Genomic DNA, 26,799 nt, shown 5'->3' on the forward strand with positions numbered 1-26,799 from the left:
AATCCACACCTTCCCCTTCGCCCCCGTTGAAGCCCGCGCGGCTTCGCCCCATATCGTAATCCAACATGCGGCTCGCGCCTTTCCGGTCGCCGCCGCCATCATGGAATTGACGATATGAACGCCTATCCCCTTCTGCCTCTTCGCGACATCGTGGTCTTTCCCGGCATGGTCGTCCCGCTCTTTGTCGGGCGCGACAAGTCCGTCGCCGCGCTCGAGGCGGCGATGGAAAATGATCGCGATATCCTGCTCGTTGCCCAGCTCGATCCGACCACGGACGATCCGGTGCGCGAGGATCTCTACGATATCGGCACCATCGCGCAGGTGCAGCAGATGCTCAAATTGCCCGACGGCACGGTTCGCGTGCTGGTGGAAGGGCAGGCGCGCGCGAAGATGAGCGAGATGCGTCTCGACGGCGATTTCTATCTCGCACAGACCGCCGCGCTCGATGAAACGACCGCCAGCGGCACCGAAGTCGCAGCGATGATGCGCAGCGCGCTCGAACAGTTTTCCGAATATGCGCGGATCAACAAGAAGTTGCCCGAGGATATCGAAAGCGAGCTTGCCGAGATCGAGGATGCGGGCCAGCTCGCCGATGCGATCGCCGCTGCGCTATCGGCCAAGGTCGACACCAAGCAGCAACTGCTCGCCGAAACCGATGCGCTGAAGCGGCTGGAAGTCGTGTTCTCGCTGATGGAGAGCGAGCTGTCCGTGCAGCAGGTGGAGCGCAAGATCCGCGGCCGCGTGAAGCGGCAGATGGAGAAGACCCAGCGCGAATATTACCTCAACGAACAGATGAAGGCGATCCAGAGCGAGCTCGGCGGCGACGGCGAGGATGGCGACGAGCTGGCTGAACTCGCCAAGAAGATCGAGGAAACCAAGCTTTCCAAGGAAGCGCGCGAGAAGGCCGAAAGCGAACTGAAAAAGCTCAAGGGCATGCAGCCCATGAGCGCCGAGGCGACCGTCGTTCGCAATTATCTAGACGTTCTGCTCGGCCTGCCATGGGGCAAGAAGAGCAAGCTGAAGAAGGATATCGCCAAGGCGCAGGAAGTGCTCGATGCCGATCACTACGCGCTCGACAAGGTGAAGGACCGGATCGTCGAATATCTCGCCGTGCAGGCGCGCACGAACAAGCTGAAGGGGCCGATCCTGTGCCTCGTCGGCCCGCCCGGCGTCGGCAAGACCTCGCTCGGCAAGAGCATCGCGCGCGCCACGGGCCGCGAGTTTATCCGCCAGTCGCTCGGCGGCGTGCGGGACGAAGCCGAAATCCGCGGCCACCGCCGCACCTATATCGGTTCGCTGCCCGGCAAGATCGTGTCGAACCTGAAGAAGGCGGGGGCGAGCAATCCGCTGTTCCTGCTCGACGAGATCGACAAGCTTGGCCAGGATTTTCGCGGCGATCCGGCATCGGCGCTGCTCGAAGTGCTAGACCCGGAGCAGAACAACAAGTTCCAGGATCACTATCTGGAGCTCGATATCGACCTTTCCGACATCATGTTCGTGACCACCGCGAACAGCTTGAACCTGCCGCAGCCCTTGCTGGACCGGATGGAGATCATCCGTCTGGAGGGCTATACGGAAGACGAGAAGGTCGAGATCGCCCAGCGCCACCTCATCGCCAAGCAGGTGCAGGATCATGGCCTCAAAGACGGCGAATTTACGCTGACCGAAGACGGCCTGCGCGACCTCATTCGTTATTACACGCGAGAGGCTGGCGTGCGTACGCTGGAGCGCGAGATCGCCAATCTGGCGCGAAAATCTCTTCGCAAGATCCTCGAAAAAGAGACCGAGAGCGTTACCATCACGGCGGAAAATCTCGGCGATTTTGCAGGTGTGCGCAAGTTCAAGCACGGCGTGGGCGAGGAAGAGCCGCAGGTCGGTGCCGTTACCGGTCTCGCCTGGACGTCGGTCGGCGGTGAGTTGCTGACGATCGAAAGCGTCACCACGCCGGGCAAGGGCGAAGTCAAGACGACCGGCAAGCTCGGCGAGGTGATGAACGAGTCCATCGCCGCAGCCTTCAGTTTCGTGAAGGCGCGCGCGCCGGCCTATGGCATCAAGCCCAGCATCTTCCAGCGCAAGAATGTCCATATCCACCTGCCCGAAGGCGCGGTGCCGAAGGATGGGCCGAGCGCGGGCATCGGGATGGTGACGTCGATCGTTTCAACCCTGACCGGAATTTCGGTACGGCCCGACGTCGCGATGACGGGGGAGGTCACTTTGCGCGGGCGTGTGCTGGCCATCGGCGGACTCAAGGAAAAGCTGCTGGCAGCCCTTCGTGGCGGCATTAAGACGGTGCTGATCCCGGAAGAGAACGAGAAGGACCTCGCCGAGATTCCCGATAATGTGAAGGAAGGTCTCGAGATTATCCCGGTCGCCCATGTCGATCAGGTGCTGGAATGTGCATTGACCGCGCTGCCAGCGCCCATCGAATGGACGGAGGCGGACGACATTGCCAGCCAGCCTCAGGGTCAGGCCGGCTCGGTGCCTCCTGCAACGACCGCACACTGATTCTGTTTGCCGGGCGGAGAGCGTCTCCGCTCGGCGATCAATATTTGTGCAGAAACGGCCCATTGCGAGGCCAGTTTGCTTCCATTTCGCGTCCGATTGCTTCGGTTCGGCGAAAAAAGCCCGCTTTCGGATGGGATAGGCTTTGACAGCGCGACCGAAACCCGCTTGTTTCGGGGAATCGCGTCGCGATGCATATTGCTGACAAAAAATTCAAATTGAGGGGGTTCTCCAGACAATGAACAAGAACGAACTGATCGGTGCCGTCGCAGATTCCAGCGGCCTTTCGCGCAACGATGCGACCAAGGCGGTGGAAGCGGTTTTCGATACCATCACCCACACGCTGTCCAAGGGTGACGAGGTTCGCCTGGTCGGGTTCGGCACGTTCTCGACTGCCAAGCGCAAGGCGTCGCAGGGCCGTAACCCCCGCACGGGCGAACCGATGACGATCAAGGCATCGACCCAGCCGAAGTTCAAGGCCGGCAAGGGTCTGAAGGACGCCGTGAACTGATCGCGGTCTCCGCTGAAAGAATAAAGAAGGGCCGTCCGAACGGGCGGCCCTTTTTCATGGCGCTACTGGCGTGTGGCGATGGCGTAAAGCGCGATCGCTCCCGCGTTGGAGACGTTCAGGCTTTCCATCGCATCGCTGATCGGCAGGCGGGCGAGGGCGTCGCAATGTTGGCCGACATTGTGGCGCATTCCTTCGCCTTCCGCCCCCAGTACGACCGCCACGGGCCCTGTCGGCAGTGCTTCGGCGAAGGTGGCTTCGGCTTCTCCGGCCAGGCCGATGCGCCAATAGCCGGCCTCCGCCATTTCCTCCAGCGCCCGGGCGAGATTGACGACGCGGATCCACGGCACCGTTTCCAGAGCGCCGGAAGCCGACTTCGCGACGACGCCGCTTTCCGGCGGAGCGTGGCGATCCTGCGTGACGATCGCGGCGGCGTCGAATGCCGCGGCGGAGCGTAAAATGGCGCCGACATTGTGCGGATCGGTAACCTGGTCGAGCACCACCAGCGGCCTTCCATCTTTGCTCGACAGGACATCGGCCAGCAGGAGATCGTCCAGCGGTGCGCATTCGAGCACGAGGCCCTGATGCGGTGCATCCTTCGCCACCAAGCGGGCAAGGTCCGTCACCTCGGCCCGTTCGAGCGGAAAATCGGGTGGCAATTCGCCGTCGAGCGAATCCAGCCCCTCCAGCGTCGCCCACAATTTGCGGTGCTGGCGGCGCGGGTTCCTCAGCGCCGCTTCGACGGCGTGACGGCCCCACAGGCGCACCTGCCCCTTCGCTGCACGGCCCGACCCGCGACCGCCCTGCATCCGCCCGGCGCGTCCGCGCATACCCTTCTTCTTGCCCTTGGCCATAAATCCTCGCTGCTATGCGCGCGCTCCTGCCAGCGCGGCCATTGACAGGCAAGCGGCGCTTCGCCATTGGGGCGCCTCTCGGCTGGAAGCCGCCCCTTTCCAGAGGCGCTCCCGGCACCGGAATGGACAGGTGGCCGAGTGGTTAAAGGCAGCAGACTGTAAATCTGCCCGCGCAAGCGTACGCTGGTTCGAATCCAGCCCTGTCCACCACCGAAAATTACAGCCGATAGTTTTCCAGGGCGCTCCCGAGCGCATCCTTCAGCGGGTCGAGCCACGGTTCGAATGGCTTCCACGCGGCAAGGCCTTTCGTATTGATCGGCTGGCGCACCTGTTCGCTGCTCGCTGTGCGCACCGCGCGCTCGGTCTTGTGGAAGGCCACGCAGGCGTCTTCGAACGGGAGGCCCAGATAGTCCAAGATGCGCCGAACCTGCGCATCGGTATCGGCGACGACATCTTCATATTGCACATGGCAGATCGCGCCGGGTAGCACGCCGTGCCAGTGGCGCATCAGTTCGACATAATCGTGATAGTAGCGGCCGATTTCCGTGAGGCCGTAGGTGAATTCCTGTCCCTCGGCGAAGAGCTGTTTGAAGCCGGAGAAACAGCACGCCATCGGCTCACGCCGCGCGTCGATGATCTTCGCATTCGGCAGGATCAGCTTGATCAGGCCGATATGCCGGAAATTGTTCGGCATCTTGTCGATGAAGAACGGCGCGCCCTGACGGTGGATGCGCGTATCTTCGATATATTTCTCGCCGAAGGTCTGCAGTTGATTGGGTGAGAGATCGTGCAGGATCTGCGGATATTGCGACACCTCCGTCACCCTTTTGCGCCGCCGCAGCCGGTGCGCGAGCGACAGGATGTTCGGCAATTCGAGCGTCCCGTCCACCTGGCTGTGGCTGGCGAGAATTTGTTCAAGAAGCGTCGAGCCCGAGCGCGGCAGACCGACAATGAAGATCGGGTCGGGGGCAGGGTGGCCACTTTCTTCGTGCCGAGCGAACAGGTCTGGCGTGCAGACATCACGCTGCGCCTGGAATTCGGCGCTCATCTGATCCGCATCATAGCGGGACGCCGCGCGTTTCAGGGCATTCCCGCGCTCGTAATGCGCGAAGCTCCGGTCGTAATCCTGGCGGTCGTCCAGTGCTTTTCCGAGAGCGAAGTTCAGCTGCACGCGCGCCTGATGCGGCAGGCCCTCCGCCTTTTCCTGCGCGTCCATCGTCGCGACTTCGTCATCGGTGAAGCGGTAGGTCTTGAGGTTGGCGAGACCGAACCACGCATCCCCATATTGCGACATGGTACGGATCGCGGCGCGGTAGCTTTCAACGGCTTCGTCCTGCTGGCCGAACGTCTTCAAGGCATGACCGCGCGACGTCAGCGTAGCGGGATCGCCGGGCCGCTTTTCCAGCACCTCGTCGAACAGCGCGAATGCTTCCTCGAAGCGATTGTTGTGCATCGCTTCGATCGCGAGGTTGGACTGGAACACCGGATTGGTGGGATCGCTTTCGTGAAGAATGCGCGCCTGCGTCATCGCCTCTTCGTAACGCTGTTGCTTGCGCAGGATCTGGATGTAATCGAGCCGCGCGGCGGCGTTGCCAGGTTCGAAAGCTAAAGCGCTTTCCAGCAGGAAGGCCGCGTCCTCGATAATGTTGAGCCGCGCGCCCACCTCGGCAAGCACGCGCATCGCTTCGACGTGCCTGGGATGACGTTTGAGAAAGGCGCGGGCGAGCTCCTCCGCCTTCAACAAGCGGCCTTCATGCAGATGATTGCTGGCGGCGAGCACGGCCGGTGGCAGCGACTTCACATGGGCAAGCTGCCGGGCGGCGGCCTGCGCTCCGCTGACATCGCCCGATTGGCGCAGCAGTTCGATCTGCCGCTCCCAGCTGGCGATCAGCGTCGGGTTGCAATGCGTCGCGTAGCGATAGGCTTCGAGCGCGGTGTCCGTGCGCCCTGTGGCGAGATACACATGCCCTTCCTCCTGCCAAGCTCTGCCGTAATCGGGAGACGCCGCTTTCAGCGCCTGCAAGGCCGTCAGCGCTTCTCTGGGACGCGCGGCATAGCGCAGCGCAACCGCCTGCATGTAAAGCGCATCGCGTCGTGGCGGCTCCTCCGCTAGCAACGGGGCGAGCGTTTCAAGCGCCGCTGCAAAAGCGCCGTCCTTTATCTGCGACTGGGCGGCGGCAAGGCGCGCTTCTGCGTCCACGAAGGGTGTCCTGCTTTCGGGTAGGAGAAGCTCGCTACCTAGCAGCAATGTCGCCTCGTGCCAGCCTCCCCTACAGCATCGCTTTCGCTCGCATGCGCGCCCGATGAAGCACCGGCTCGGTATATCCCGACGGTTGCTCGGTCCCTCCAACGATCAGTTCGCGCGCGGCGGCAAGCGCGATCGAACCGCGCGGGTCGGCCATCATCGGGTGATAGGTTGGGTCACCGGCGTTCTGTGCATCCACCTTCGCCGCCATTTCGTGCAGCGCCGCATCGATGGAGAGGCGATCCACCACCCCATGGAGCAGCCAGTTCGCGATATGCTGGCTGGAAATGCGCAGCGTAGCGCGATCCTCCATCAGGCCGATATCGTGGATGTCGGGCACCTTGGAACAACCGATGCCCTGGTCGATCCACCGGACCATGTAGCCGAGTATACCCTGGACATTGTTGCGCAGTTCCTCTGCGATGTCGTCGGCAGACCAGTCTGCGGCCTCCGAAAGCGGGACGCTTAGCAATTTGCCCAGCGGGACCAGTGTTTCGGCGCTCCGCTCACGCTGTCGCTCGGCCACGTCGATCTGGTGATAATGCATGGCATGAAGGACCGCCGCAGTTGGGGAGGGGACCCACGCCGTGCTGGCCCCGCTGGCTGGGTGGCCCGCTTTCTCGGCCAGCATGGCGCGCATCCGGTCCGGCGCTGCCCACATGCCCTTGCCGATCTGCGCGCGGCCTTGAAAGCCGCAGGCGAGGCCGATCTGGACGTTCCTATCTTCGTAGGCCGCGATCCATTCAGCTTGCTTGATGCCGCCTTTGCGCATCATCGGCCCGGCCAGCATCGAGGTGTGAATTTCATCTCCGGTGCGGTCCAGGAAGCCGGTATTGATGAAGAAAACACGATCTTTCACCGCGTGGATGCAGGCGGTGAGGTTTGCGCTGGTGCGCCGTTCTTCGTCCATCACGCCGATCTTGATCGTGTGTCGCGCCAGGCCGAGCATGTCCTCGACAGCATCGAACAATTCGTTGGCGAAGGCGCATTCGTCCGGCCCGTGCATCTTCGGCTTCACGATATAGATGCTGCCGTGGCGGCTGTTTCGGCCGCGGTCCTGCATCGCAACGGCGACAGTGATCGCGGCGTCGAGCAAGCCCTCATGCAACTCATCACCGTTTTCAGTCAGCACTGCGGGCGTAGTCATCAAGTGGCCGACATTGCGGACCAGCAGAAGGCTCCGCGCCCGCAACTCATCGGTGTCACCCTGCATGTCGGTATAGCTGCGATCTTCATTGGACTGGCGGACGATCACGTCGCCATTTTTCTCGAACCGCGCTTCCAGGTCGCCACGAATGGCGCCGAGCCAGTTCCGATAGGCGGCGACCTTATCCTCTGCATCGATGGCGGCGACAGAGTCTTCGAGATCGACGATCGTGGACAGTGCCGCTTCCAATCGGATGTCGGCTATGCCTGCCGGGTCCGTCATGCCGATGGGGTGCTGGGGATCGATGACGATTTCGATATGCAGGCCGTTATTGGCGAGCAGGAGATTGTCGCCGATTGTCCCTGTCAGTTGTGCGGGATTGGCGAGGGTCGGCAATCCACCCGTCCAATCCGCCCAAGGGCCACCGGCCAGCGGCGCGGCTTCGTCGAGAAACGCCTTCGCGCGCGCAATGACGGAAGCGCCGCGCTGCGCATCGTACTCACCCGCTGGCGGCTTTGTGCCATCGAGCGCATCGGTGCCGTAGAGCGCGTCGTACAGGCTGCCCCAGCGCGCATTGATCGCGTTCAGCAGAAAGCGGGCATTGAGCACCGGCACGACCAATTGTGGTCCTGCAATGCTGGCGATTTCCGGATCGACATTCTGCGTGCCGATCGTGAGCGGGGCCGGCTCCGGCACAAGATAGCCAATCTCGCGCAGAAAGCCTTCAGGCGCGCCGCGGCGCGCGCCTGGATTAGCCCGATGCCAGCCATCGATGCTGTCCTGAAGCTCGGCCCGCTTTTGCAGCAGGGCGCGGTTGCGCGGACCGAAGCGACGCGAAATCTCCGCAAAGCCCTGCCAGAACGCATCCGCCTCCAGACCGGCGTTGGCAAGCACTTCGTTCTCGACGAATGCGGCCAGCTCCGGCGCGACCTGCAGACCGGCGCGTGGCAGATAATCCGCGCGCCGGTCCACATGGCTTTCGCGTTCGGCAAGGGCTGAGCGGTTCATCGGGCGAAGCGCCCCAGCCGGTGATGCAGATTTACCAGCTTGCGCGTCTCCGCGCCGTCGTCACCTGCCTTGATCGCGGTGGCGAGCGCAGCGCGGATCAGGCTGAAATCCTCGGTGCTGAAAACCGGGCGAGCGAGTGTGGGTTGTGTCATCTGTCTGTCCTTTCCTGTCCGTTCCCGGACCCTCGCTGCGTGTCAGGCTGCGAACTGATTCATGGTGTTGTCCTTGCCGCCGGCCTTCAACGCGGCCTCACCGGCGAAAGCCTCCTTGTGATCGTCTCCGATGTCCGACCCGGCCATACTCTGGTGCTTCACACAGGCGATGCCCTGGCGGATTTCCTCGCGTTGGACCTGTTTGACGTAGCCGAGCATCGCTTCCTCGCCGAAGTAGCGCTTGGCGAGATTGTCGGTACTGAGCGCCGCCGTGTGGTAGGTCGGCAGGGTAATCAGGTGATGGAAAACGCCCGCACGCCTGGCGGCATCGGCCTGGAAGGTCCGGATTTTCTCGTCCGCCTCTTTCGCCAGCTCGCTGTCGTCATAGTGCTGGCTCATCAGGCGATCGCGATCGTAATCCGTTAGATCACGTCCATCTTCCGCCCATGTGTCATAGACTTGCTGGCGGAAGTTGAGCGTCCAGTTGAAGCTCGGCGAGTTATTGTAGACCAGCTTAGCGTGCGGCACGACAGCGCGAATGCGATCGACCATGCCTGCGATCTGCTCGACATGCGGTTTTTCCGTTTCGATCCACAACAGGTCGGCCCCGTTCTGCAAGCTGGTGATGCAGTCCAGCACCACGCGGTCCTCACCCGTTCCGGGGCGGAACTGGAAGAGGTTGGAGGGCAAGCGCCGGGGGCGCAGCAGCCTGCCCTCCCGGCCGATCAGCACCTCTCCATTGCCGATCTGGCCTGCGTCCACTTCCTCGCAATCGAGGAAGCCGTTGTACTGGTCGCCAAGGTCGCCCGGTTCGCGGCTGTAGGCGATCTGCTTGGTCAATCCGGCGCCGAGCGAGTCGGTGCGCGCAACGATGATGCCGTCTGGCACGCCAAGCTCGAGAAAGGCATAGCGGATTGCCCGGATCTTCTGCAGGAAATCCTCGTGCGGCACGGTGACCTTGCCGTCCTGATGCCCGCACTGTTTTTCATCCGAGACCTGGTTCTCGATCTGCAGCGCACAGGCACCCGCTTCGATCATCTTCTTGGCAAGAAGGTACGTCGCCTCGGCGTTGCCGAAGCCGGCATCGATGTCGGCGATGATCGGCACAAGATGCGTTTCGTGATTGTCGATGGCCTTCTGCGCTGTCGCCGCAGCTTCTTCGTCGCCCGCGTCGCGTGCGGTGTCGAAATCGCGGAACAGCCCGCCCAGTTCTCGGGCGTCGGCCTGGCGCAGGAAGGTGTAGAGCTCCTCGATAAGAGCTGGCACGCTGGTCTTTTCGTGCATGGACTGATCGGGCAGCGGGCCGAATTCGCTGCGCAGCGCGGCGATCATCCAGCCCGAGAGGTACAGGTAGCGCCCTTTCGTTGTGCCGTAATGCTTCTTGATGCTGATCATCTTCTGCTGCCCGATAAATCCGTGCCAGCAGCCGAGAGACTGGGTGTAGGCGGCCGGATCGCGGTCGTAGGCGGCCATGTCCTCCCGCATGATCTTCGCTGTGTATCGGGCAATGTCGAGGCCGGTCTGGAAACGGTTCTGCAGGCGCAGGCGAGCGGCGAATTCGGGATCGACGCCCTGCCAGCTTTGTCCGTGCTGGTGCTTGATGCCGGTCTGGCGGTGGATTTCGGCGAAATAGGTCATGGATGCTCCGTACTGAGTTCTGGAGCGGGTTTGGTTGATGAAACACATTCACGCCACGCCTCGCGGTGTCAGCTTGTCAAACTTTACAGACTGTGCTTGTAAAGCTGTAAGGAGACTGACCGATGGCCGCAAAGGCGCTTTATCTCGGGCCGCGATTGAAAAAGCTCCGGCGCGATCTGAGCCTCACGCAAGCCAATATGGCGAGCGATCTGGAAATCTCGCCAAGCTATATCGCGCTGATGGAACGCAATCAGCGTCCGGTCACGGCCGATACGCTGATCAAGCTTGCCACGACATATCGGATCGATGTCGCCGACCTGGCGGATGAGGATGCCGACGAGACCGCCGCTCGCCTTCAGGGGGCGCTCAAGGATCCGATCTTCGCCGACATCGATATCGAGCCGCTCGACATTTCGGACATCGCCACCAGCTATCCCGGTTTCGCCGAAGCGCTCCTTCGCCTGCATACCGCGTTCGGCGAAGAGCAGCTGGCGCTGACCGAACGCCGCGACGGTGCGCAGCAGGGGGAGGCCACGAGCGATCCGATCGGCGAGGCGCGCGCCTTTCTTGCCGCCCGCCGGAACAGCTTTCCCGATCTCGACGACAGCGCGAGCGCCGCGGCGCGCGAACTCGGCAGCCTCGATGCCATGCGGGACCATCTCGCTGACGCGCACGGATTGGACCTGCGCCTCACCGATGACGGGCTGCTGAACGGCGCGCTGCGCTGGCACGATTACCACCGCCGCCGCGTCTATATCGCCGAGCGGCTCGATCCGGCAGGGCGGCGTTTCCAGGCCGCCCTGCAGATCGCCATTCTCGAGCAGAACGAAGCCATTTCGACGATCATCGCCGATGGGCGCATCTCAACTGAGGATGGCGAGCGGCTGGTTCGCCGCGCGCTGCAGTCCTACTGGGCCGCCGCTCTGCTCATGCCCTATCGCGCTTTCACAAAAGCCGCGGCCGAGCTGCGCTACGACGTCGAGGCGATTGCGACACGCTTTGCCGTGAGTTTCGAGCAAGCCGCACACAGGCTCACGACGTTGCACCGCGCGGGAGAGGAAGGCGTGCCTTTCTTCTTCCTGCGGGTGGACCGGGCGGGCAATGTCTCAAAGCGGCTGGATGGCGCTGGCTTTCCGTTCGCCCGCCACGGCGGCGCATGCCCGCTCTGGAATGTGCACCGCACGTTCGACCGGCCCGGCGAAGTCGACGCCCAGCTCATCGAGCTGTCCGAAGGCGAGCGTTACGTCTCGATCGCGCGCACGGTAACGGGTGGGGGCGGGCGCTTCGGTGCGCCAAGCGTCACCCGCTCGGTCGCGATTGCCTGCTCCGCCGCACATCTGGAAAAGCTCGCCTATGCCGATGCGCTGGCGAAGACCGCGCCGACGCCGATCGGTGTCGCCTGTCGGCTCTGCCATCGGCCGAATTGCATCGCGCGCTCCGCCCCGCCGATGGGCCGTGAAATCGCGCCAGCACGTTTCCGAGAAAGCGGTGTGCCCTTCGACTTTTCGACCGGCTAGCCGCGCTTCAGCGCCTGCCGATCGACGAAGAAAAAGGTGATGACAGTGGAGGCGACGCAGGCATAGCCCTGTGTTTCGAGCGATTCGTGCACGGCGCTCCGCGTAGCGCCGCGCAAATTGTCGGCGTAGATTTCGGCCGAGATGACCATCGGGCGATGCCTGTCGAAATCGAGCCCGCGCAGCACGCGCATTTCCGATCCCTCGACATCGATATTGCAATAATGGATCGGGCCGGACACGTCTTCCCCGTCGGAAATGGCGACGCCGCGCATCCTGTAGCGCGGCCTGTGCTGAGCGAAAAGCGCCTGCGTCTGCGGCGACATGCCCACGCAGATTCCGTTCCAGCCATGCTCTTAGAGAAGCGCCGTCGTCGAATGCGCCTTGGGGTGATACGCCCCGATATCGAGATACGGCCCGCGCGTTTCGGCGGGGTCCATGCCCAGCATCACGCGCGAGATCCGGTCCAGAACCAGGTCTTCGCCTTGCTGGCCGTAACTGACCTTGGCGTAGGGATCGCCCAGGCTGCGCGCCAGATCGCTGGGTCCGATGCTGAACACATGGCCGACGCGCGCATAGCCCTGGCGCGGGCGCCCTTGGCGATGAAGCGAAGAAGGAGGGAACGCATGGCGCCTTCCTTACAGCAGGCGCGCGCGGAAAGGGCCTTTGCGCGATGCCGCGGCGGGTAAACGGCATCAACCGCTTGTGCGCTATGCCCGCAATCCGTAGGCGGAGACACATGGCCGGTGAATTGAGAGACAATCGCGGACGCGGGGATACCGAGTGGGGCCTTCCCGCCGTTCATCCCGAAGGACGCAAATATGGCGTCATTGCGGTTGGAATATCGCTGTTTTTCCTTCTCATACTCGATTGGGAAATCATCGGCTGGCCACTGCTGGCGCTGTCGGTGGGCGTGTTTGCATTCTTCCGGGATCCCGAACGCGTGGTGCCGCAGGGCGAGCGCATGATCGTTTCCCCGGCAGACGGGCTGGTGACGCTCATTTCGCAGGTTGATCCGCCATCGGAATTGCAGGGCAATGATGGCGATGGCGCACAGGGGCTGGGCACTGCTCCGGTCACCCGGATCTCCATCTTCATGTCGGTGTTTGATGTGCATATCAATCGCTCGCCGGTGGCGGGGACGGTCAAGCGTATCGTCTATATTCCCGGGGCGTTCATGAATGCCGATCTGGACAAGGCGAGCGAGGAGAATGAGCGCCAGCATGTGCTGATCGAGCGCAATGACGGTGTGCGTATCGGCTTCACGCAAATCGCCGGACTGATCGCGCGCCGCATCGTTCCCTTCATCAAGCCGGGCGACACCGTGGCCGCCGGACAACGCGTAGGCCTGATCCGCTTTGGCAGCCGGGTCGATGTCTACCTGCCAGCAGGCACGGACCCGACGGTGCTGTTGGGACAGCGGGTTGTCGCAGGCGAAACCGTGCTGGCCGAGATCGGCACGCAGGGCCTGCTCGAAGGAGTAAATCAGTGAGCGGACGGGACGATCGGTTCGATGACGACCTGGATGACGATGCGACCGCTACGCCCGGTCCGGCCTGGCTCGGCCCGAAGGCGAGCGAAGACGAGCATGTGACGCGATCGCGGGCGGGCAAAGGCCTTTCCGTGCGCGCCGTGCTTCCCAATGCCATCACCGCCGCGGCGCTTTGTTCGGGCCTGACGAGCATATTGTTCGCAGTGGCCGAGCAGTGGGATCGTGCCGTCTTCGCCATGATCATCGCCGGCATTCTCGACATGATGGATGGGCGCGTGGCGCGGCTGCTGAAGGCGCAATCGCGTTTCGGCGCGGAGCTGGACAGCCTCTCCGATTCGGCGAGCTTCGGCATTGCGCCTGCCATTGTCCTTTATCTCTGGTCGCTGGCGGAAATGCCCCGGCTCGGCTGGCTGGCGGCGCTCGCCTATGCGATCTGCTGCGCGCTGCGGCTGGCACGCTTCAACGCCCAGATCGATGTCGACGATCAGCCGCACAAGTCCGCGGGCTTCCTTACGGGTGTTCCCGCACCGATGGGGGCGGGCTTTGCCTTTATGCCTGTCTATTTGTGGATTGCGACAGACGAACCGATCTTCCGCGATCCGCTGCTGGTCGGCCCGTGGCTAATCCTGGTGGCCTTGATGATGGTGTCCAACGTCGCGACGCCGAGCTGGAAATCGCTGCGTCCCTCGGGTGAACTCAAACTCGCTGTGATCGCGATGGCGGGCCTGCTGGTGGGTGGATTGCTTATCGAGACCTGGTGGACGCTGACGCTGATCGGCGCGATCTACCTTGTCCTCATTGCCTGGTCCGTCACCGCCTTTGGCAAGATCAGACGCGCCCGCCGCGCTGCCGCTAAGCCGCCAGAGCCGCCCGCGCAAAAGCCTCTGACGGCCGACGAACTGGACCGCTCGCTACCGGGCGGGGAGCATCGAGACGCGTGAGTTCCGCGCGTAGCGAAACATACTGGCGCCGCGCCTTGGCGAGCGAAGCAAAGCAGGACATGACAGCCATCGCAGCCATCAGGCCGAAGAAGATCGAAATCGCGATAGTGAGCGTCATCTGCCTGTTTCCTCGAATTCGGAGGGACAACCCCCGTTAGAGCTGGAATGTTCCGTCTCCCGGACCATCGACCGTGTTTGTTCCACTCATGTTCCGCGCCGTCAAGCGCTTTGTTCCGCTTTCGTTCCAAACTTTGCGCTGGATTTGCAGATCGGCATTCGCTAAAGGCGCGCCCGCTGGACAAAGAGCGACGCGAAATCTCGCCCGCTCGAACGTTCGGCAAATTCACATGGAAGGCACACATACCGGTGCCGTCCGCGGTGGTTCTCACTGCGGCCGGTTCCCCGCTTTCCAGAGGCATAACCGGAAAGGAATTTACCTATGGCGGCTCCTACCGTCACGATGCAGCAATTGATCGAGGCCGGCGCACATTTCGGCCACCAGACCCACCGCTGGAACCCGCGGATGAAGCCGTATATCTTCGGCAGCCGCAACGGTGTTCACATCATCGACCTGTCGCAGACCGTGCCGCTGTTCGCGCGCGCTCTCGACTTCGTGCAGCAGACCGTCCGCGCGGGCGGCAAGGTGCTGTTCGTCGGCACCAAGCGGCAGGCGGCCGAACCGATCGCCGAAGCGGCACGTTCGTGCGGTCAGCACTTCGTCAACCACCGCTGGCTGGGCGGCATGCTCACCAACTGGAAGACGATCTCCGGCTCGATCCGTGAGCTGAAGAACCTCGAAGAGCAGTTGTCAGGCGACACCAGCGGCCTGACCAAGAAAGAGGTGCTGAACCTCACGCGCAAGAAGGACAAGCTTGAGCTTTCGCTCGGCGGAATTCGCGACATGGGCGGCGTGCCGGACGTGATGTTCGTGATCGACGCGAACAAGGAAGACCTGGCGATCAAGGAAGCCGGCGTGCTCGGCATTCCCGTAATCGCCGTGCTCGACACCAATGTGGATCCCGAGGGCATCGCTTTCCCGATCCCCGGCAATGACGATGCCAGCCGCGCGGTTCGCCTTTATTGCGACGCCGTCGCCCAGGCGGCGACTGCCGGCACGGGCGAAAACGTGGTCGATTCGGGAGCCGATATCGGCGCGATGGACGCTCCGCCCGCCGAAGCCGCCGCCGAAGAGGCCAAGGCCGACGCCTGACCGCATCTGTGATCCGCGCGGCTGCATTGTCGGCCGCGCATCACAATCTCTCCCCATCGCGCCGGCTCCCTCGGGCACGGCGCCCTGACGATATTTGATGAAGGACCAAGACAATGGCTGCATTTTCCGCATCCGACGTGAAGGCCCTGCGCGAGAAGACCGGCGCGGGCATGATGGACGCCAAGAAGGCGCTCGAAGAGGCCGGTGGCGATATCGAAGCCGCGGTCGACGCGCTGCGCGCCAAGGGCCTCGCCACCGCCCAGAAGAAGTCCAGCCGCACCGCCGCCGAAGGCTTGGTGGGCGTTTCCGTGGCCGACACCAAGGGCGTTGCCGTGGAAGTGAACTCCGAAACCGACTTCGTCGCCAAGAATGACAAGTTCCAGGATTTCGTGCGCGAGACGACCAATGTCGCCCTCACGCTCGATAACGACGATGTCGAGGCGCTGAAATCCGCGTCCTATCCGGGCGGCGGCACGGTGGCCGACAAGCTGACCGACAATGTCGCGACCATCGGCGAGAACCAGCAGGTCCGCCGGATGAAGAGTGTCAGCGTCTCCAACGGCGTGGTCGTGCCCTACATCCACAACGCCCAGGCGCCGAATCTCGGCAAGATCGGCGTGCTCGTCGCGCTCGAAAGCGATGCCGACAAGGCGACGCTCGAAGGCCTCGGCAAGCAGCTGGCCATGCACATCGCCGCCGCCTTCCCGCAGGCGCTGACCGCCGACGGCCTCGACGCCGACGTGATCGAGCGTGAGCGCAAGATCGCCGCCGAAAAGGCTGCCGAAAGCGGCAAGCCCGAAAACGTCCAGGAAAAGATGGTCGAAGGCGCCGTGAAGAAATACGCCAAGGAAAACGCGCTGATGAGCCAGGTCTTCGTGATGGACAACAAGACGCCCATCGCGGACGTCGTTGCCAAGGCCGGCAAGGATGCCGGCAGCGAGATCGTGCTAAAGGACTATGTCCGCTTCCAGCTCGGCGAAGGCATCGAGAAGAAGGAAGAGGATTTCGCCGCGGAGGTCGCCGCCGCTGCGGGCAACTGATCCGCACGAAAATCCTCACAACGCAAAACGGAACGGCGAAGCTGGCACTACCAGCTTCGCCGTTTTCGTTTTCAGGTCATCAACACCGCATGGGTCACGTTTTGCCGCTTATGTCCGGCACCAACTCCACCACCCAGATCTCCGCCCGCGTGCCGAAGCGGATAGGCAGCAGGCTCGTGCCGAGACCCGCTCCGGTCACCACGGTCTTGCCGCCCTCCTCGACAACACCGCAGGCGAAGCGATCGCCATAGCGCGACATGGTGGCGGGGGCACCGAGCAGCGGGAAGCGGATCTGCCCGCAATGCGTATGCCCGGCCAGCACCAGCGATATGTCCGCCGGAACCTGCGGAGTGACATCTGGGCTGTGCGTCAGGATCAGCCGCCCACCTTCCAGTCCGCGCATCTGACGCAGTGTTTCGGAGAGGTCGTCCCGCCGCGTGTAAGCGTCGTCCACGCCGCCCACCACCAGCGGGCCGATCACCGCGGCTTCGTTCTGTAGGATGCGAATGCCCGCCGCTTCCGCCTCGGCACGCAGGGCGGGCCAGTCGAACCAGTGGTCGTGATTCCCGGGCACCAGCACCGTGCCGAGCGGGGCGCGCAGTTCGCCCAGCGGCGCAACCACTTCTGCTGGCGCGTAGATATGCGTCGCAGTGCGTTTCTCGCTGACAAGGTCGCCAGCGATCATCACTACGTCCGGCTCCAGCGCGTTCACCTGTTCCACGATACGGGCCAGCCGCGATGGCGGCATGTCCGGCCCGGCGACATGGATGTCGGAGATCAACGCGACGGTCACCGGCTCGGCCAAACCGGGCAGGGCGATCTCAGCCCGGCGCACGACGGGATCGTCCATCGTGTCGACCCATGCCTTCCAGCCGAGCAGAAGCGCCAGCAGGAGAAGCGCGAAGGCGATCCATTTCCAGCGGCGGCGACAGGCAGAGAGCAGACCGACCATAGCGGCTGAAACTAGGGGAGAGCGCCTCTGTGGCAAGCACCCCGCCCAAAAGCGCGGGGGAACACTTGGCACCGGCCCCCGCTGCCTCTACAGCCCGGCGAAAGCGCGACCCGCCCGAGAGGATAATCAATCACATGCTGCTGCCCGATACCAAGCGCATCCTGCTGAAGCTTTCGGGCGAGGTGCTGATGGGCGAGCAGGAATTCGGGATCGACACCGATTATGTCATGCGCCTTGCCGAAGAGGTGAAGGCGGCCAAGGAAACGGGCCTGGAAATCTGCCTCGTCATCGGCGGGGGTAATATCTTTCGCGGCATGGCGGGCGCGGCGCAGGGGATGGACCGGGCGCAGGCCGATTACATGGGCATGCTCGCCACGGTAATGAACGCATTGGCGATGCAGAGCGCGCTCGAGCAACTGGGCGTCCACACGCGCGTGCAGTCGGCCATCCAGATGGACCAGGTGTGCGAGCCGGTGATCCGTCGCCGGGCGGAACGGCATCTTGAGAAGGGCCGCATCGTCATCTTCGCCGCGGGCGTTGGCGCACCATATTTCACCACCGATTCCGGCGCGGCGCTGCGCGCTGCCGAAATGCGATGCGACGCGCTGCTCAAGGGTACGAGCGTGGACGGGGTCTATGACGCCGATCCGAAGCGCAACCCGGACGCAAAGCGTTTCGATACCGTCAGTTACGACAAGGTGCTGGCAGACAATCTGAAGGTTATGGATGCCTCCGCCGTGGCGCTATGCCGCGATAACGACATCCCGCTCGTGGTCTTCTCGATCCGCGAAAAGGGCAATGTCGCGCGCGTGCTGGCGGGCGAGGGCGTGCAGACGATAGTGAGGAAGGATCAGTAAGCCATGAAGTATGAAAAGGCCGATGTGGAGCGCCGCATGGATGGCGCGGTGGAAAGCCTGAAGAGCGATCTGTCCGGTCTGCGCACCGGGCGCGCGAATACGGCGCTGCTCGATCCTGTGGTGGCGGAAGTCTATGGCTCCATGATGCCGCTTAGCCAGGTCGCCACGGTCTCCGCGCCTGAGCCGCGCATGCTGAGCGTGCAGGTGTGGGACAAGGCCAATGTCAGCGCGGTGGAGAAGGGAATTTCGAAGGCCAATCTCGGCCTGAATCCGATGACCGACGGGCAGACCATCCGCCTGCCCATGCCCGACCTCAATGAAGAGCGCCGCAAGGAGTTGGCCAAGCTGGCGGGCGAATATGGCGAGAAGGCCAAGATCGCCATTCGCAATGTCCGCCGCGATGCGAACGAATCGCTCAAGGAAGACGAGAAGAAGAAGGAAATTTCCGAGGACGATCGCAAGCGGCTTGAGGACGAGGTCCAGAAGATGACCGACGCGCATGTCGCCGACACCGATACCGCGGTGGAAAAGAAGGTCCAGGAGATCATGACGCAGTAAGCCCTGCGGGAAGTCTTCGATGTCGCAGCCCAATTATCCTCGCCATGTCGCCATCATCATGGATGGCAATGGTCGCTGGGCGAAGAAGCGCGGTCTGCCGCGCGCGCTCGGCCACAAGCAGGGCGGTGAAGCGGTGCGCCGCATCGTGGAGGCAGCGGGCGATCTGGGGCTGGAATGCCTGACGCTTTATGCTTTCAGCAGCGAAAACTGGAAGCGCGAGCAGGAGGAAATTTCCGACCTGATGAACCTGATGCGACGCTTCATCGCGAAGCATCTTGACGAATTCATCGCCAATCGCATTTGCTTGCAAATTATTGGCGATTACAAGGCGTTCGAGCCGGATATTGTTGCAAAGCTCGAAGACGCGCTGGAGCGCACCAAGGACGGCGAGCGTACGCTGGCGGTCGCACTCAATTACGGCGCGCAGCAGGAGATCGCGCGGGCGGCTCTGAAAGCGTCCGAGGAGGGGTCGATCGATGCCAAGAGCATCGAGCGGCACCTTTTTACTGCCGACCTGCCGCCACTCGACCTGCTGATCCGCACCAGCGGCGAGGTGCGCCTGTCCAACTTCCTGCTGTGGCAATCGGCCTATGCCGAAATGCTCTTCGTCGACACGCTGTGGCCTGATTTCGGTCCGGAAGAACTTCGCGCCGCCTGTGACGAGTTTGCCAACCGGGAGCGCCGCTATGGAGGACGTTGACGACCTCTCGCCCGAACGCCGCCGCGACCGGATAAAGGCCTTTGCCAAGAAGGCCGTCACCGTCCCGTTGTCCGTCCGCACCAGCGACTTGCCCAAGCGCGCGGCAAGCGGGCTGGTGATGATGCTGGTGGCTGGCGGAGCGCTTTGGGCGGGTGGTTTTGTGCGCGATGCCTTCTTCCTCATCGTCGGCCTCGCCTGCATCTTTGAGATGGCGCGGCTGGTGCTGCGCGCGACGAAACGACCCTACGCCCGCTTCATCGGTGTCACCGCGGGTTTCGCCTACATCGGCTATGCCACCTGGCTGCTGATGCAGATCGATGCGGTCGAGATGCTGATCCTGCTGATCGGCGTGGTGATCTGCGTCGATACCTTTGCCTATTTCTTCGGTCGTACGATCGGCGGCCCGAAGATCGCGCCGCGCATCAGTCCGTCGAAAACCTGGGCGGGATTGCTGGGCGGAGCGGTGGGGGCGACGACGGCAATCGCCCTCTATTTCGCACTGGGCGAGGGGCTTTTCGGTGGCGATCTGGCCTATCTGATCCTCGGCGGAACGCTGCTCGCCGTGGTGGCGCAGTCGGGCGATTTTCTCGAAAGCTGGATGAAGCGGAAGGCGGGCATGAAGGATTCGTCCAACCTCATTCCCGGCCATGGTGGTATCTTCGACCGTATCGACGGGCTCGTCCCGGTGGTTATTCTGGTCGGGACGTTTCTGCTGCTGTATCGTCCTCACTGGATCGCATGACGACATGACCCGCACCATTTCCATATTCGGCGCGACCGGCTCCATCGGGGACTCCACGCTCGACCTGATCCGCTCGGACCGGGAGAGCTGGAATGTGGTGGCGTTGAGCGCGAATTGCTCGGCGGAAAAGCTGGCGCAGCTGGCGCGCGAATTCGACGCGAAGCTTGCGGTGGTGGGCGACGAGAATTGCCTGCCCGAGCTGCGCGAACATCTCTCCGGCTCCGGCATAGAAGCGACCGGCGGTGCCGAGGCACTTGTCGAGGCGGCATCGCGCCCCGTCGACATGACCGTCGCCGCCATCGTCGGCTGTGCGGGCCTCGCGCCCACAATGGCGGCGATCGAGCAAGGCAACACCGTCGCGCTTGCCAACAAGGAAGCGCTCGTGAGCGCGGGCGACGTCATGACGGCAAAGGTCGCCGAGCATGGCACGACCCTGCTGCCGGTCGATAGCGAGCACAATGCGATCTTCCAGTGCCTGCAGGGCAATGACGTTGCAGATGTGCGCTGGATCACGCTGACGGCCAGCGGCGGGCCCTTGCGGGAGAGATCGCTCGACGAACTGGCCGCCGTCACCCCCGAACAGGCCGTTGCCCACCCCAATTGGGACATGGGCGCGAAGATCAGCGTCGATTCCGCCACCATGTTTAACAAGGGGCTGGAATTCATCGAGGCGCATCACCTCTTCCCGGTCGGCCTCGATCGCCTGCGGATCGTCGTCCACCCGCAAAGTGTTATTCATTCGATGGTGGAATATCGCGACGGATCGACACTGGCCCAGCTGGGGCCGAGCGACATGCGTGTGCCGATCGCGTCCACGCTGGCGCATCCGCGGCGGATGGATACGCAGTGCGAACCGCTCGACCTCGCAAAGATCGGCGAGCTCACCTTCTTTGCACCCGATGAAGAGCGCTTTCCTGCGACGAAACTGGCGCGAGAGGCCGCACATGCCGGGGGCGGAGCGCCTGCCGTACTGAACGCCGCGAACGAGGTGGCGGTGGCCGCTTTCCTGGACGGTCAGATCAGGTTCACGCAAATTTCGGCAATAGTGGCTAGAACTCTCGACAATTACGCGCCCGCAGCGCCGCAATCGCTCGACGACGTCCTCGCCGTCGATACCGAAGCGCGCCGCCATGCGAGCGCCATGCTGGAGCCTGCCTGACTTGGAAATTCAAAGCCTGCCTTTCTGGATGTACATCGTCGGTTTCCTGGCGATGCTCGGGCCGCTCGTCGTCCTGCACGAGCTCGGTCACTACCTTGTCGGGCGCTGGTTCGGCGTCGGGGCGGAGGCCTTTTCGGTCGGTTTCGGCAAGGAGCTGGCGGGCTACACGGACAGCCGCGGCACGCGCTGGAAACTCTCCGCGCTGCCATTCGGCGGATATGTGCAGTTCCAGGGAGACATGAACCCCGCCAGCCAGCCCGACCCGGACAAGCCTGGCCGCGCCGGCGATTTCCAGCACGCCACGCTCTGGCAGAAAACGCTGATCGTCGCTGCCGGGCCGATCATGAATTTCCTCGTCGCCATCGCGATCCTCGCCAGCTTCAACTTCGCCTATGGCCGATCGGTCACGCCGCCAGTGGTGGAAGTCGTGGTGGAGGAAGGTGCCGCCGCCCAGGCCGGTATCGAGGTGGGCGACCGCATCGTGTCCATCGACGGGGCGCCGGTCGAGGATTTCAGCGATGTCGCAGGGCTGGTCGCACCCTATCCGAATGAAGAAATCGACATTGCTCTGGAGCGCGGCAGTCGGCAACTGAGCATCCCCGTTACCATCGCATCGATGGAAGAGGCCGATCGTTTCGGCAACACATTCCAGGTCGGCCGGATCGGCATCGGTTCGCAGACGCGCGAGTTCGTGCCTGTCGGCCCCGTGGAATCCGTCGGCCTTGCCGTGCGCCAGACCGGCCAAATCCTCGACATGATGGTGACCGGTATCTGGCAGATCATCAGCGGTCGCCGCTCCGTGGAAGAGCTCGGCGGACCCATCACCATCGCCAAGTTTTCGGGCGAACAATTGAGCCTTGGGTGGCAGTCTTTCGCCACCTTCGCCGCCCTTATCTCAATTAACTTGGCATTCATTAACCTCCTGCCAATCCCGGCCCTCGACGGTGGGCATCTGGCGTTTTACGCGGTCGAAGCAGTCCGCCGCAAACCAGCCAGCGCTCGCAGTCAGGAACTCGCGTTCCGCACCGGCATGGCCATCGTGCTTGCGCTGATGCTGTTCGTGACGGTGATCGATATCGCCAAGCTGTCCTTCTGACGGCGCTCTGGCGGGGAAAAGGAAGGCACTTCAGCGCGAAAACCGGCATGGTCGCTTGATTGCCTAGGCGGCATCGGGCAAGGGCGCGTCTTCGCTCTGCAGACCATTCGGCATTACCGGAAAATGCGGCCCCGAACGGGATCGGGCCGAGAGGTCGCACTACCGGAGCGCTGACGTCGATAAGAGTGGACGGATAATGGGTTCCAGAACCAGAGTACTTGCTGCACCTCGCTACGCCGCCGCCCTGCTGGGCTGCACCGCGCTAGCGGGCCTTCCCTTGAACGCTGCCGCGCAGGACGAAGAGGCGCAGCCACAGGCGGAAGAAACCCTCGAAGCTGCCGCCGAGGATGCGGCGCAGGACGTCCAGACTGCCGCGCCCGTCCAGCAGGCGCAGGACCAGCTGATCCGTGCGATCAGCGTTTCGGGCGCGCAGCGGCTCGAACCGGAAACCATCGTCAGCTATATCCAGCTGCGCCCGGGCGATATCTACACTGCCGCCGCAGCGGACCAGGCGCTGATCGACCTTTTCAATACAGAGCTCTTTGCTGACTCCGCGATCGCTTTCAACGAAACGACCGGAATCATGACCATCACGGTCGAGGAAAACCCGATCATCAACCGGATCATCCTGGAGGGCAATCGCCGCGTCGACAACGAGAAGATCATTCCGGAGATCAATCTCGCCCCGCGCCAGATCTTCACGCGCAGCCGAGTGCGTGCCGACGTTGCGCGCATCATCGAGCTGTACAAGCGCCAGGGCCGCTTTGCCGCCACGGTCGAGCCGCAGATGGTCATGCTGGACCAGAACCGCGTCGACGTCATCTTCGAGATTTCGGAAGGTCCGAAATCGAAGGTTCGCCAGATCAACATCATCGGCAACGAGGTCTTTTCCGATGGCGACCTGAAGGACGAGATGATCACCCGCGAGGATAGCATCTTCGCGCTGTTCAGCTCCAACACCAGCTACGACCCGGACCGGATGGCGTATGACCAGCAGCTGCTGCGCCAGTTCTACCTGACCGAAGGCTATTCCGACTTCCGCGTCGTGTCCGCCGTGGCCGAGCTGACGCCCGACCGCCGCGACTTCATCATCACCTACGTCGTGGAAGAGGGCGAGCGGTATCGCTGGGGCGATGTCGAAGTCGTCAGCCAGCTGCGCGATTTTTCCAGCGAAGCGCTGACCGCCGGCCTGCGTATCGAGCAGGGCGACTGGTACAATGCCGAGCTGGTCGACGACACGGTAGAAGGTTTGACGGAGACCGCGGGTGCCTTCGGCTATGCCTTCGCCGATGTGCGCCCGCGCATCGTCCGCAACCCCGAAACCCGCACGATGGATGTGACCTTCACCGTCGGCGCCGCGCCCCGCGTCTATGTCGAAGCGATCGAAGTCAACGGCAACACGCTGACGCAGGACAAGGTGATCCGCCGCGAATTCCGTATCGCGGAAGGCGACGCCTTCTCCAGCCTGCAGGTCCGCCGCTCCACAGCGCGCATCAACTCGCTGGGCTATTTTCAGGAGAATTTCGAAGTCCAGCAGGTCGAAGGCTCCGCGCCCGATCGCATCATCCTGCAGGCAAACGTGCAGGAAGAGCCGACCGGCGAGCTGTCGCTGTCGGCCGGTTTCTCCAGCCTCGAAAGCTTCATTTTCAACGGCTCGATCCGGCAGAACAATTTCCGCGGCCGCGGTCAGACGGTAGGCCTGGGCGTGAACTATTCGCGCTTCTCGCGCTCGGCCAATATCAGCTTCACCGAACCCAAAGTGTTCGACCGCGACATCGCGCTCGGCTTCGACATCTACCGGCAGGATTTCAACAACGGTTATTTTGACCGCGACCAGGCAACATACGAGCAGACGACCACCGGCTTCGGCCTGCGCGTCGGCGTGCCGCTCACCGAATATATCAGCCTGCTGGGCCGCTACACGCTGAACTACCAGGAAATCACGATCGACGAGAACCAGTTCTTCGCCGATTTTGATGGTGACGGGGTTGCGCAATGCGAACCGCTGCTGGCGGGGCGCTATCTCTGTGACGCGCTGGGGGACCGACTGCAGTCGATCCTGGGCGCGACGCTCAGCTTCAACAATCTCAACAGCCGCTTGCGCCCGACGCGTGGCACCGTGGCCACCGGCACACTGCGCTTCGCCGGTGTAGGCGGGGACACCCAATATGTCAGCGCGACGGCCAATGCGGCGCGTTACTGGGACCTAGGCTCCGGCTTCATCGGTTCGCTCTCGCTCGAGGGCGGGTACATCTATGGCTGGGGCGATGACGATGTGCTGCTGACGGATCGCTTCTTCCTCGGCGAAGGGCAGATCCGCGGCTTCGACATTCGCGGCGTGGGCCCGCGCGTGGTGCGCCGCTTCTATGTCGATGCCAACGCCGACGGCACGCTGACCGATGATGAGCTGCTCGACCTCGACAATGAGCGCAATTCGGACGATGCGCTGGGCGGCAACGCCTATTATCTCGCCAGTGCGGAGATCGAAATACCGCTCGGCTCCGGCGCGCGCGAACTTGGCCTGCGGCCGTCCATTTTCGTCGATGTCGGCTCCGTCTTCGACGTGGCGACGCCGGACCTGACCCAGAGCCCGCTGCCTACCGGCCTGTTCATCGCCCAGCGCGACGGAGAGGGAAATCCCCTGTTCACCCAGTTTGTGCGAGGGCCGGACGGCACGGTCGTCGACAGGATCCTGACGACGAGCCCGATCGGTCCCGATGGACTGAACAACGCACCGGTCGGCACCCAGCTGCCGCCGTTCACCGAGGAATTCCTCGGCAATACCGCGACCCCGCGCGTCACAGTCGGCATCGGGGTCAACTGGAACTCACCCTTCGGTCCGTTCCGGATCGACATCGCCCACGCTCTGCTGAAAGAGCGCGGCGACGAAACCAAACTTTTCTCCTTCAATGTAGGAACGCAATTCTGATGAAGTATCTTGTCAAGCCGGCGCTCGCCGCCGCTCTCGCGACCACCGCCATCGCTGCTCCTGCCGCGGCGCAGGTCAACGGCATGGCCACGGTGGATCTGCCCTCTGCCGTCGCGCAGACGCAGGCGTTCCAGAACGGCTATCAGCAGATCGGCCAGCAGTATCAGGCTCAGCGCACCACGATCGAGCAGCGCGCGCAGCAGCGCCAGCAGCTGGTTCGCAGCTTCGACAGCAACAATGACGGGCAGCTCGACCAGGCCGAAAGTGCCGCAGCGCAGGATCCGAACAACGCCACCGTGCGCCAGATCCAGGCCATCGACCAGGAGCTTGCTCAGTTGCAGCAGCCGATCGACCGCGCGCGCGTCTATGTCGTGCAGCAGATCGCGCAGCAATATTCCGCCGCCCTGCAGCAGGTCGTGAGCGAGCGCGGCATCCAGTTCGTGATCAGCCCCGATGCGGTGGTTTACGCCAATCCCGCCGCTGATGTGACCCAGCTTGTCACCGCGCAGCTCAACACGCGTGTTCCCGCCGCCACCATCACGCCGCCCGCCGACTGGCAGCCGAGCCAGGCCGCTGTCGGCCTGTTCCAGCAGCTGCAGCAATTGCTGACCTATGCTGCCATCCAGCAGCAGAACGCGGCACAGCAGCAGCCCGCTGCCACCGGCGGTCGCTAAGCACGAGACGTGGGGGCAGGGCCATGAGCGAAACGTACGATATTCCGCGCATCCTCAAGGCCCTGCCGCATCGCTATCCCATGCTGCTGGTCGACCGTGTTACGGATCTGGCCAAGGGCGAAAGCATCAGCGCGATCAAGGCGGTGTCTTTCAACGAGGATTATTTCCAGGGCCATTTTCCAGGCCGACCGATCATGCCCGGCGTGCTTCAGATCGAAGCGCTGGCGCAGGCCGCCGGCATTCTCGGCATCGAGACGCTGGACCTCTCCGATAGCGGCCAGCTCGTCTATTTCATGGCGATCGAGAACGCCAAGTTCCGCGCCATGGTGGAGCCCGGGTGCCTGCTCAAGCTGGATGTGACGTTCACCCAGCAGCGCAAGCGTATCTGCAAGTTCCACGGCGAAGCGAGCGTAGACGGCAAGGTGACCTGCGACGTCGATTTTACCGCGATGGTGGCGGACAGTTAGTCCTGCGAAGTCGCATCCGCGGCTCCGCAAATCAGATATTGCAAAAACCCCGCGACGCCTCTATCCGCGCGCTTTCTTCCGAACATTGCAAGACCGGTCGGAACCGGTTCTACGCAGCAAAGGACTTTGCCATGAAGGCCGATACGCATCCCGAATATCACATGATCACGGTCAAGATGACCGATGGCACCGAATTCCAGACCCGCAGTACATGGGGCAAGGAAGGCGATACCATGAACCTGGAAATCGATCCGACCAGCCACCCGGCTTGGACTGGCGGCCCGCAGCGCCTGCAGGATGGCGGCCGCGTGGCCCAGTTCAACAAGCGTTTCGGCGGTCTGAGCCTCAAGAAGAAGGGCTGACACGCTCCTTCACGAAGACAGTAAAGGGCGGTCCTGCGGGGTCGCCCTTTTT

General features: G+C 63.0%; 25 protein-coding genes and 1 tRNA gene. 18 read left to right on the plus strand and 8 right to left on the minus strand.

Going from position 1 to position 26,799, the window contains the following annotated elements; translation table 11 throughout:
• Positions 1–114: 114 nt before the first annotated feature.
• Positions 115–2,505: an endopeptidase La gene (gene lon / locus D6201_RS02200; RefSeq protein ID WP_120047213.1), complete on the plus strand. Its 2,391-nt coding sequence runs from the start codon at positions 115–117 to the stop codon at positions 2,503–2,505.
• 235 nt (positions 2,506–2,740) lie between these two features.
• On the plus strand, positions 2,741–3,013 hold the full coding sequence (locus D6201_RS02205) for an HU family DNA-binding protein (protein WP_120047214.1): 273 nt from the start codon (positions 2,741–2,743) through the stop codon (positions 3,011–3,013).
• Between the two features lie 62 nt (positions 3,014–3,075).
• Here the strand turns inward: D6201_RS02205 and rlmB are convergent, their stop codons facing one another.
• The gene (rlmB, locus tag D6201_RS02210) at positions 3,076–3,864 is read right to left on the minus strand and encodes a 23S rRNA (guanosine(2251)-2'-O)-methyltransferase RlmB (RefSeq protein WP_120047215.1); all 789 of its coding nucleotides are present in this window, start codon (positions 3,862–3,864) and stop codon (positions 3,076–3,078) included.
• A 124-nt stretch (positions 3,865–3,988) separates the two neighbouring features.
• Here rlmB and D6201_RS02215 point away from each other — a divergent pair.
• A tRNA-Tyr gene (locus tag D6201_RS02215) sits at positions 3,989–4,074 on the plus strand.
• Positions 4,075–4,081: 7 nt separating this feature from the next.
• Here D6201_RS02215 and D6201_RS02220 read toward each other — a convergent pair.
• The 4 genes from D6201_RS02220 to D6201_RS02230 all read right to left on the minus strand — a co-directional run bounded on the left by D6201_RS02220 (position 4,082) and on the right by D6201_RS02230 (position 10,054).
• A complete protein-coding gene (locus D6201_RS02220; RefSeq protein WP_120047216.1) occupies positions 4,082–6,064 on the minus strand; it encodes a tetratricopeptide repeat-containing sulfotransferase family protein in 1,983 nt (660 codons plus the stop codon).
• 70 nt (positions 6,065–6,134) lie between these two features.
• Positions 6,135–8,264 (minus strand): malate synthase G, encoded by a 2,130-nt coding sequence (locus D6201_RS02225; protein WP_120047217.1) that lies wholly within the window; start codon positions 8,262–8,264, stop codon positions 6,135–6,137.
• Positions 8,261–8,416 (minus strand): hypothetical protein, encoded by a 156-nt coding sequence (locus D6201_RS12895; protein WP_165853473.1) that lies wholly within the window; start codon positions 8,414–8,416, stop codon positions 8,261–8,263. The genes D6201_RS02225 and D6201_RS12895 overlap by 4 nt, the downstream gene beginning before the upstream one ends.
• Before the next feature lie 42 nt (positions 8,417–8,458).
• Positions 8,459–10,054, minus strand: a complete 1,596-nt coding sequence (locus tag D6201_RS02230; protein ID WP_120047218.1) for an isocitrate lyase — start codon at positions 10,052–10,054, stop codon at positions 8,459–8,461.
• Between the two features lie 122 nt (positions 10,055–10,176).
• On the opposite strand from D6201_RS02230, the gene D6201_RS02235 reads away from it, so the two are divergent.
• On the plus strand, positions 10,177–11,571 hold the full coding sequence (locus tag D6201_RS02235) for a helix-turn-helix domain-containing protein (protein WP_120047219.1): 1,395 nt from the start codon (positions 10,177–10,179) through the stop codon (positions 11,569–11,571).
• Here the strand turns inward: D6201_RS02235 and D6201_RS02240 are convergent.
• Together D6201_RS02240 and D6201_RS02245 are read right to left on the minus strand one after the other, a co-directional pair.
• Positions 11,568–11,894: an FkbM family methyltransferase gene (locus D6201_RS02240; RefSeq protein WP_120047220.1), complete on the minus strand. Its 327-nt coding sequence runs from the start codon at positions 11,892–11,894 to the stop codon at positions 11,568–11,570. The two genes, D6201_RS02235 and D6201_RS02240, sit on opposite strands and share 4 nt — an antisense overlap.
• Before the next feature lie 30 nt (positions 11,895–11,924).
• On the minus strand, positions 11,925–12,128 hold the full coding sequence (locus D6201_RS02245) for a hypothetical protein (RefSeq protein WP_120047221.1): 204 nt from the start codon (positions 12,126–12,128) through the stop codon (positions 11,925–11,927).
• 179 nt (positions 12,129–12,307) lie between these two features.
• On the opposite strand from D6201_RS02245, the gene D6201_RS02250 reads away from it, so the two are divergent.
• The 4 genes from D6201_RS02250 to tsf all read left to right on the plus strand — a co-directional run bounded on the left by D6201_RS02250 (position 12,308) and on the right by tsf (position 16,251).
• Entirely contained in the window at positions 12,308–13,060 is a 753-nt protein-coding gene (locus tag D6201_RS02250) for a phosphatidylserine decarboxylase (protein WP_120047222.1), read from the plus strand.
• Positions 13,057–14,001 (plus strand): CDP-alcohol phosphatidyltransferase family protein, encoded by a 945-nt coding sequence (locus D6201_RS02255; RefSeq protein ID WP_340137519.1) that lies wholly within the window; start codon positions 13,057–13,059, stop codon positions 13,999–14,001. The genes D6201_RS02250 and D6201_RS02255 overlap by 4 nt, the downstream gene beginning before the upstream one ends.
• 439 nt (positions 14,002–14,440) lie before the next feature.
• Entirely contained in the window at positions 14,441–15,211 is a 771-nt protein-coding gene (gene rpsB, locus D6201_RS02260; protein ID WP_120047223.1) for a 30S ribosomal protein S2, read from the plus strand.
• A 113-nt stretch (positions 15,212–15,324) separates the two neighbouring features.
• On the plus strand, positions 15,325–16,251 hold the full coding sequence (gene tsf, locus D6201_RS02265) for a translation elongation factor Ts (RefSeq protein ID WP_120047224.1): 927 nt from the start codon (positions 15,325–15,327) through the stop codon (positions 16,249–16,251).
• Between the two features lie 94 nt (positions 16,252–16,345).
• Here the strand turns inward: tsf and D6201_RS02270 are convergent, their stop codons facing one another.
• Positions 16,346–17,203 carry a metallophosphoesterase gene (locus tag D6201_RS02270; RefSeq protein WP_120047225.1) on the minus strand — a complete coding sequence of 286 codons (858 nt, stop codon included), beginning with the start codon at positions 17,201–17,203 and terminating at the stop codon, positions 16,346–16,348.
• Between the two features lie 134 nt (positions 17,204–17,337).
• Between D6201_RS02270 and pyrH the strand changes: the two genes are divergently transcribed.
• From pyrH to rpmE, 10 genes are all read left to right on the plus strand, one after another.
• Entirely contained in the window at positions 17,338–18,060 is a 723-nt protein-coding gene (gene pyrH / locus D6201_RS02275) for a UMP kinase (protein WP_120047226.1), read from the plus strand.
• A gap of 3 nt (positions 18,061–18,063) precedes the next feature.
• Positions 18,064–18,618, plus strand: a complete 555-nt coding sequence (gene frr / locus D6201_RS02280; RefSeq protein WP_120047227.1) for a ribosome recycling factor — start codon at positions 18,064–18,066, stop codon at positions 18,616–18,618.
• A gap of 19 nt (positions 18,619–18,637) precedes the next feature.
• Entirely contained in the window at positions 18,638–19,318 is a 681-nt protein-coding gene (gene uppS / locus D6201_RS02285) for a polyprenyl diphosphate synthase (protein ID WP_120047228.1), read from the plus strand.
• On the plus strand, positions 19,305–20,060 hold the full coding sequence (locus D6201_RS02290) for a phosphatidate cytidylyltransferase (RefSeq protein WP_120047229.1): 756 nt from the start codon (positions 19,305–19,307) through the stop codon (positions 20,058–20,060). Before uppS ends, D6201_RS02290 begins: the two co-directional genes overlap by 14 nt.
• A 4-nt stretch (positions 20,061–20,064) precedes the next feature.
• On the plus strand, positions 20,065–21,219 hold the full coding sequence (locus D6201_RS02295; RefSeq protein ID WP_120047230.1) for a 1-deoxy-D-xylulose-5-phosphate reductoisomerase: 1,155 nt from the start codon (positions 20,065–20,067) through the stop codon (positions 21,217–21,219).
• 1 nt (position 21,220) lies between these two features.
• Positions 21,221–22,315, plus strand: coding sequence for an RIP metalloprotease RseP (gene rseP, locus D6201_RS02300; RefSeq protein ID WP_340137520.1), 1,095 nt, complete (start codon positions 21,221–21,223; stop codon positions 22,313–22,315).
• A gap of 196 nt (positions 22,316–22,511) precedes the next feature.
• Positions 22,512–25,244 (plus strand): outer membrane protein assembly factor BamA, encoded by a 2,733-nt coding sequence (gene bamA, locus D6201_RS02305; RefSeq protein ID WP_120047232.1) that lies wholly within the window; start codon positions 22,512–22,514, stop codon positions 25,242–25,244.
• Positions 25,244–25,918 carry an OmpH/Skp family outer membrane protein gene (locus D6201_RS02310; RefSeq protein ID WP_120047233.1) on the plus strand — a complete coding sequence of 225 codons (675 nt, stop codon included), beginning with the start codon at positions 25,244–25,246 and terminating at the stop codon, positions 25,916–25,918. The genes bamA and D6201_RS02310 overlap by 1 nt, the downstream gene beginning before the upstream one ends.
• 23 nt (positions 25,919–25,941) lie before the next feature.
• Positions 25,942–26,385, plus strand: coding sequence for a 3-hydroxyacyl-ACP dehydratase FabZ (gene fabZ / locus D6201_RS02315; RefSeq protein ID WP_120047234.1), 444 nt, complete (start codon positions 25,942–25,944; stop codon positions 26,383–26,385).
• Between the two features lie 131 nt (positions 26,386–26,516).
• Entirely contained in the window at positions 26,517–26,747 is a 231-nt protein-coding gene (rpmE, locus tag D6201_RS02320; RefSeq protein WP_120047235.1) for a 50S ribosomal protein L31, read from the plus strand.
• Positions 26,748–26,799: the final 52 nt, after the last annotated feature.

This window comes from Aurantiacibacter aquimixticola, assembly GCF_003605475.1.
GTDB lineage: Bacteria > Pseudomonadota > Alphaproteobacteria > Sphingomonadales > Sphingomonadaceae > Alteraurantiacibacter > Alteraurantiacibacter aquimixticola_B.

Coding starts and splice junctions, on each gene's coding strand:
- D6201_RS02205 (WP_120047214.1), top strand. CDS start 2,741: ATGAACAAGAACGAACTGATCGGTGCCGTCGCAGATTCCAGCGGCCTT.
- D6201_RS02240 (WP_120047220.1), bottom strand. CDS start 11,894: ATGTCGCCGCAGACGCAGGCGCTTTTCGCTCAGCACAGGCCGCGCTAC.
- D6201_RS02290 (WP_120047229.1), top strand. CDS start 19,305: ATGGAGGACGTTGACGACCTCTCGCCCGAACGCCGCCGCGACCGGATA.
- pyrH (WP_120047226.1), top strand. CDS start 17,338: ATGCTGCTGCCCGATACCAAGCGCATCCTGCTGAAGCTTTCGGGCGAG.
- frr (WP_120047227.1), top strand. CDS start 18,064: ATGAAGTATGAAAAGGCCGATGTGGAGCGCCGCATGGATGGCGCGGTG.
- D6201_RS02225 (WP_120047217.1), bottom strand. CDS start 8,264: ATGAACCGCTCAGCCCTTGCCGAACGCGAAAGCCATGTGGACCGGCGC.
- tsf (WP_120047224.1), top strand. CDS start 15,325: ATGGCTGCATTTTCCGCATCCGACGTGAAGGCCCTGCGCGAGAAGACC.
- D6201_RS12895 (WP_165853473.1), bottom strand. CDS start 8,416: ATGACACAACCCACACTCGCTCGCCCGGTTTTCAGCACCGAGGATTTC.
- D6201_RS02230 (WP_120047218.1), bottom strand. CDS start 10,054: ATGACCTATTTCGCCGAAATCCACCGCCAGACCGGCATCAAGCACCAG.
- D6201_RS02295 (WP_120047230.1), top strand. CDS start 20,065: ATGACCCGCACCATTTCCATATTCGGCGCGACCGGCTCCATCGGGGAC.
- D6201_RS02270 (WP_120047225.1), bottom strand. CDS start 17,203: ATGGTCGGTCTGCTCTCTGCCTGTCGCCGCCGCTGGAAATGGATCGCC.
- fabZ (WP_120047234.1), top strand. CDS start 25,942: ATGAGCGAAACGTACGATATTCCGCGCATCCTCAAGGCCCTGCCGCAT.
- lon (WP_120047213.1), top strand. CDS start 115: ATGAACGCCTATCCCCTTCTGCCTCTTCGCGACATCGTGGTCTTTCCC.
- rpmE (WP_120047235.1), top strand. CDS start 26,517: ATGAAGGCCGATACGCATCCCGAATATCACATGATCACGGTCAAGATG.
- D6201_RS02310 (WP_120047233.1), top strand. CDS start 25,244: ATGAAGTATCTTGTCAAGCCGGCGCTCGCCGCCGCTCTCGCGACCACC.
- rpsB (WP_120047223.1), top strand. CDS start 14,441: ATGGCGGCTCCTACCGTCACGATGCAGCAATTGATCGAGGCCGGCGCA.
- D6201_RS02250 (WP_120047222.1), top strand. CDS start 12,308: ATGGCCGGTGAATTGAGAGACAATCGCGGACGCGGGGATACCGAGTGG.
- uppS (WP_120047228.1), top strand. CDS start 18,638: ATGTCGCAGCCCAATTATCCTCGCCATGTCGCCATCATCATGGATGGC.
- D6201_RS02235 (WP_120047219.1), top strand. CDS start 10,177: ATGGCCGCAAAGGCGCTTTATCTCGGGCCGCGATTGAAAAAGCTCCGG.
- rlmB (WP_120047215.1), bottom strand. CDS start 3,864: ATGGCCAAGGGCAAGAAGAAGGGTATGCGCGGACGCGCCGGGCGGATG.
- bamA (WP_120047232.1), top strand. CDS start 22,512: ATGGGTTCCAGAACCAGAGTACTTGCTGCACCTCGCTACGCCGCCGCC.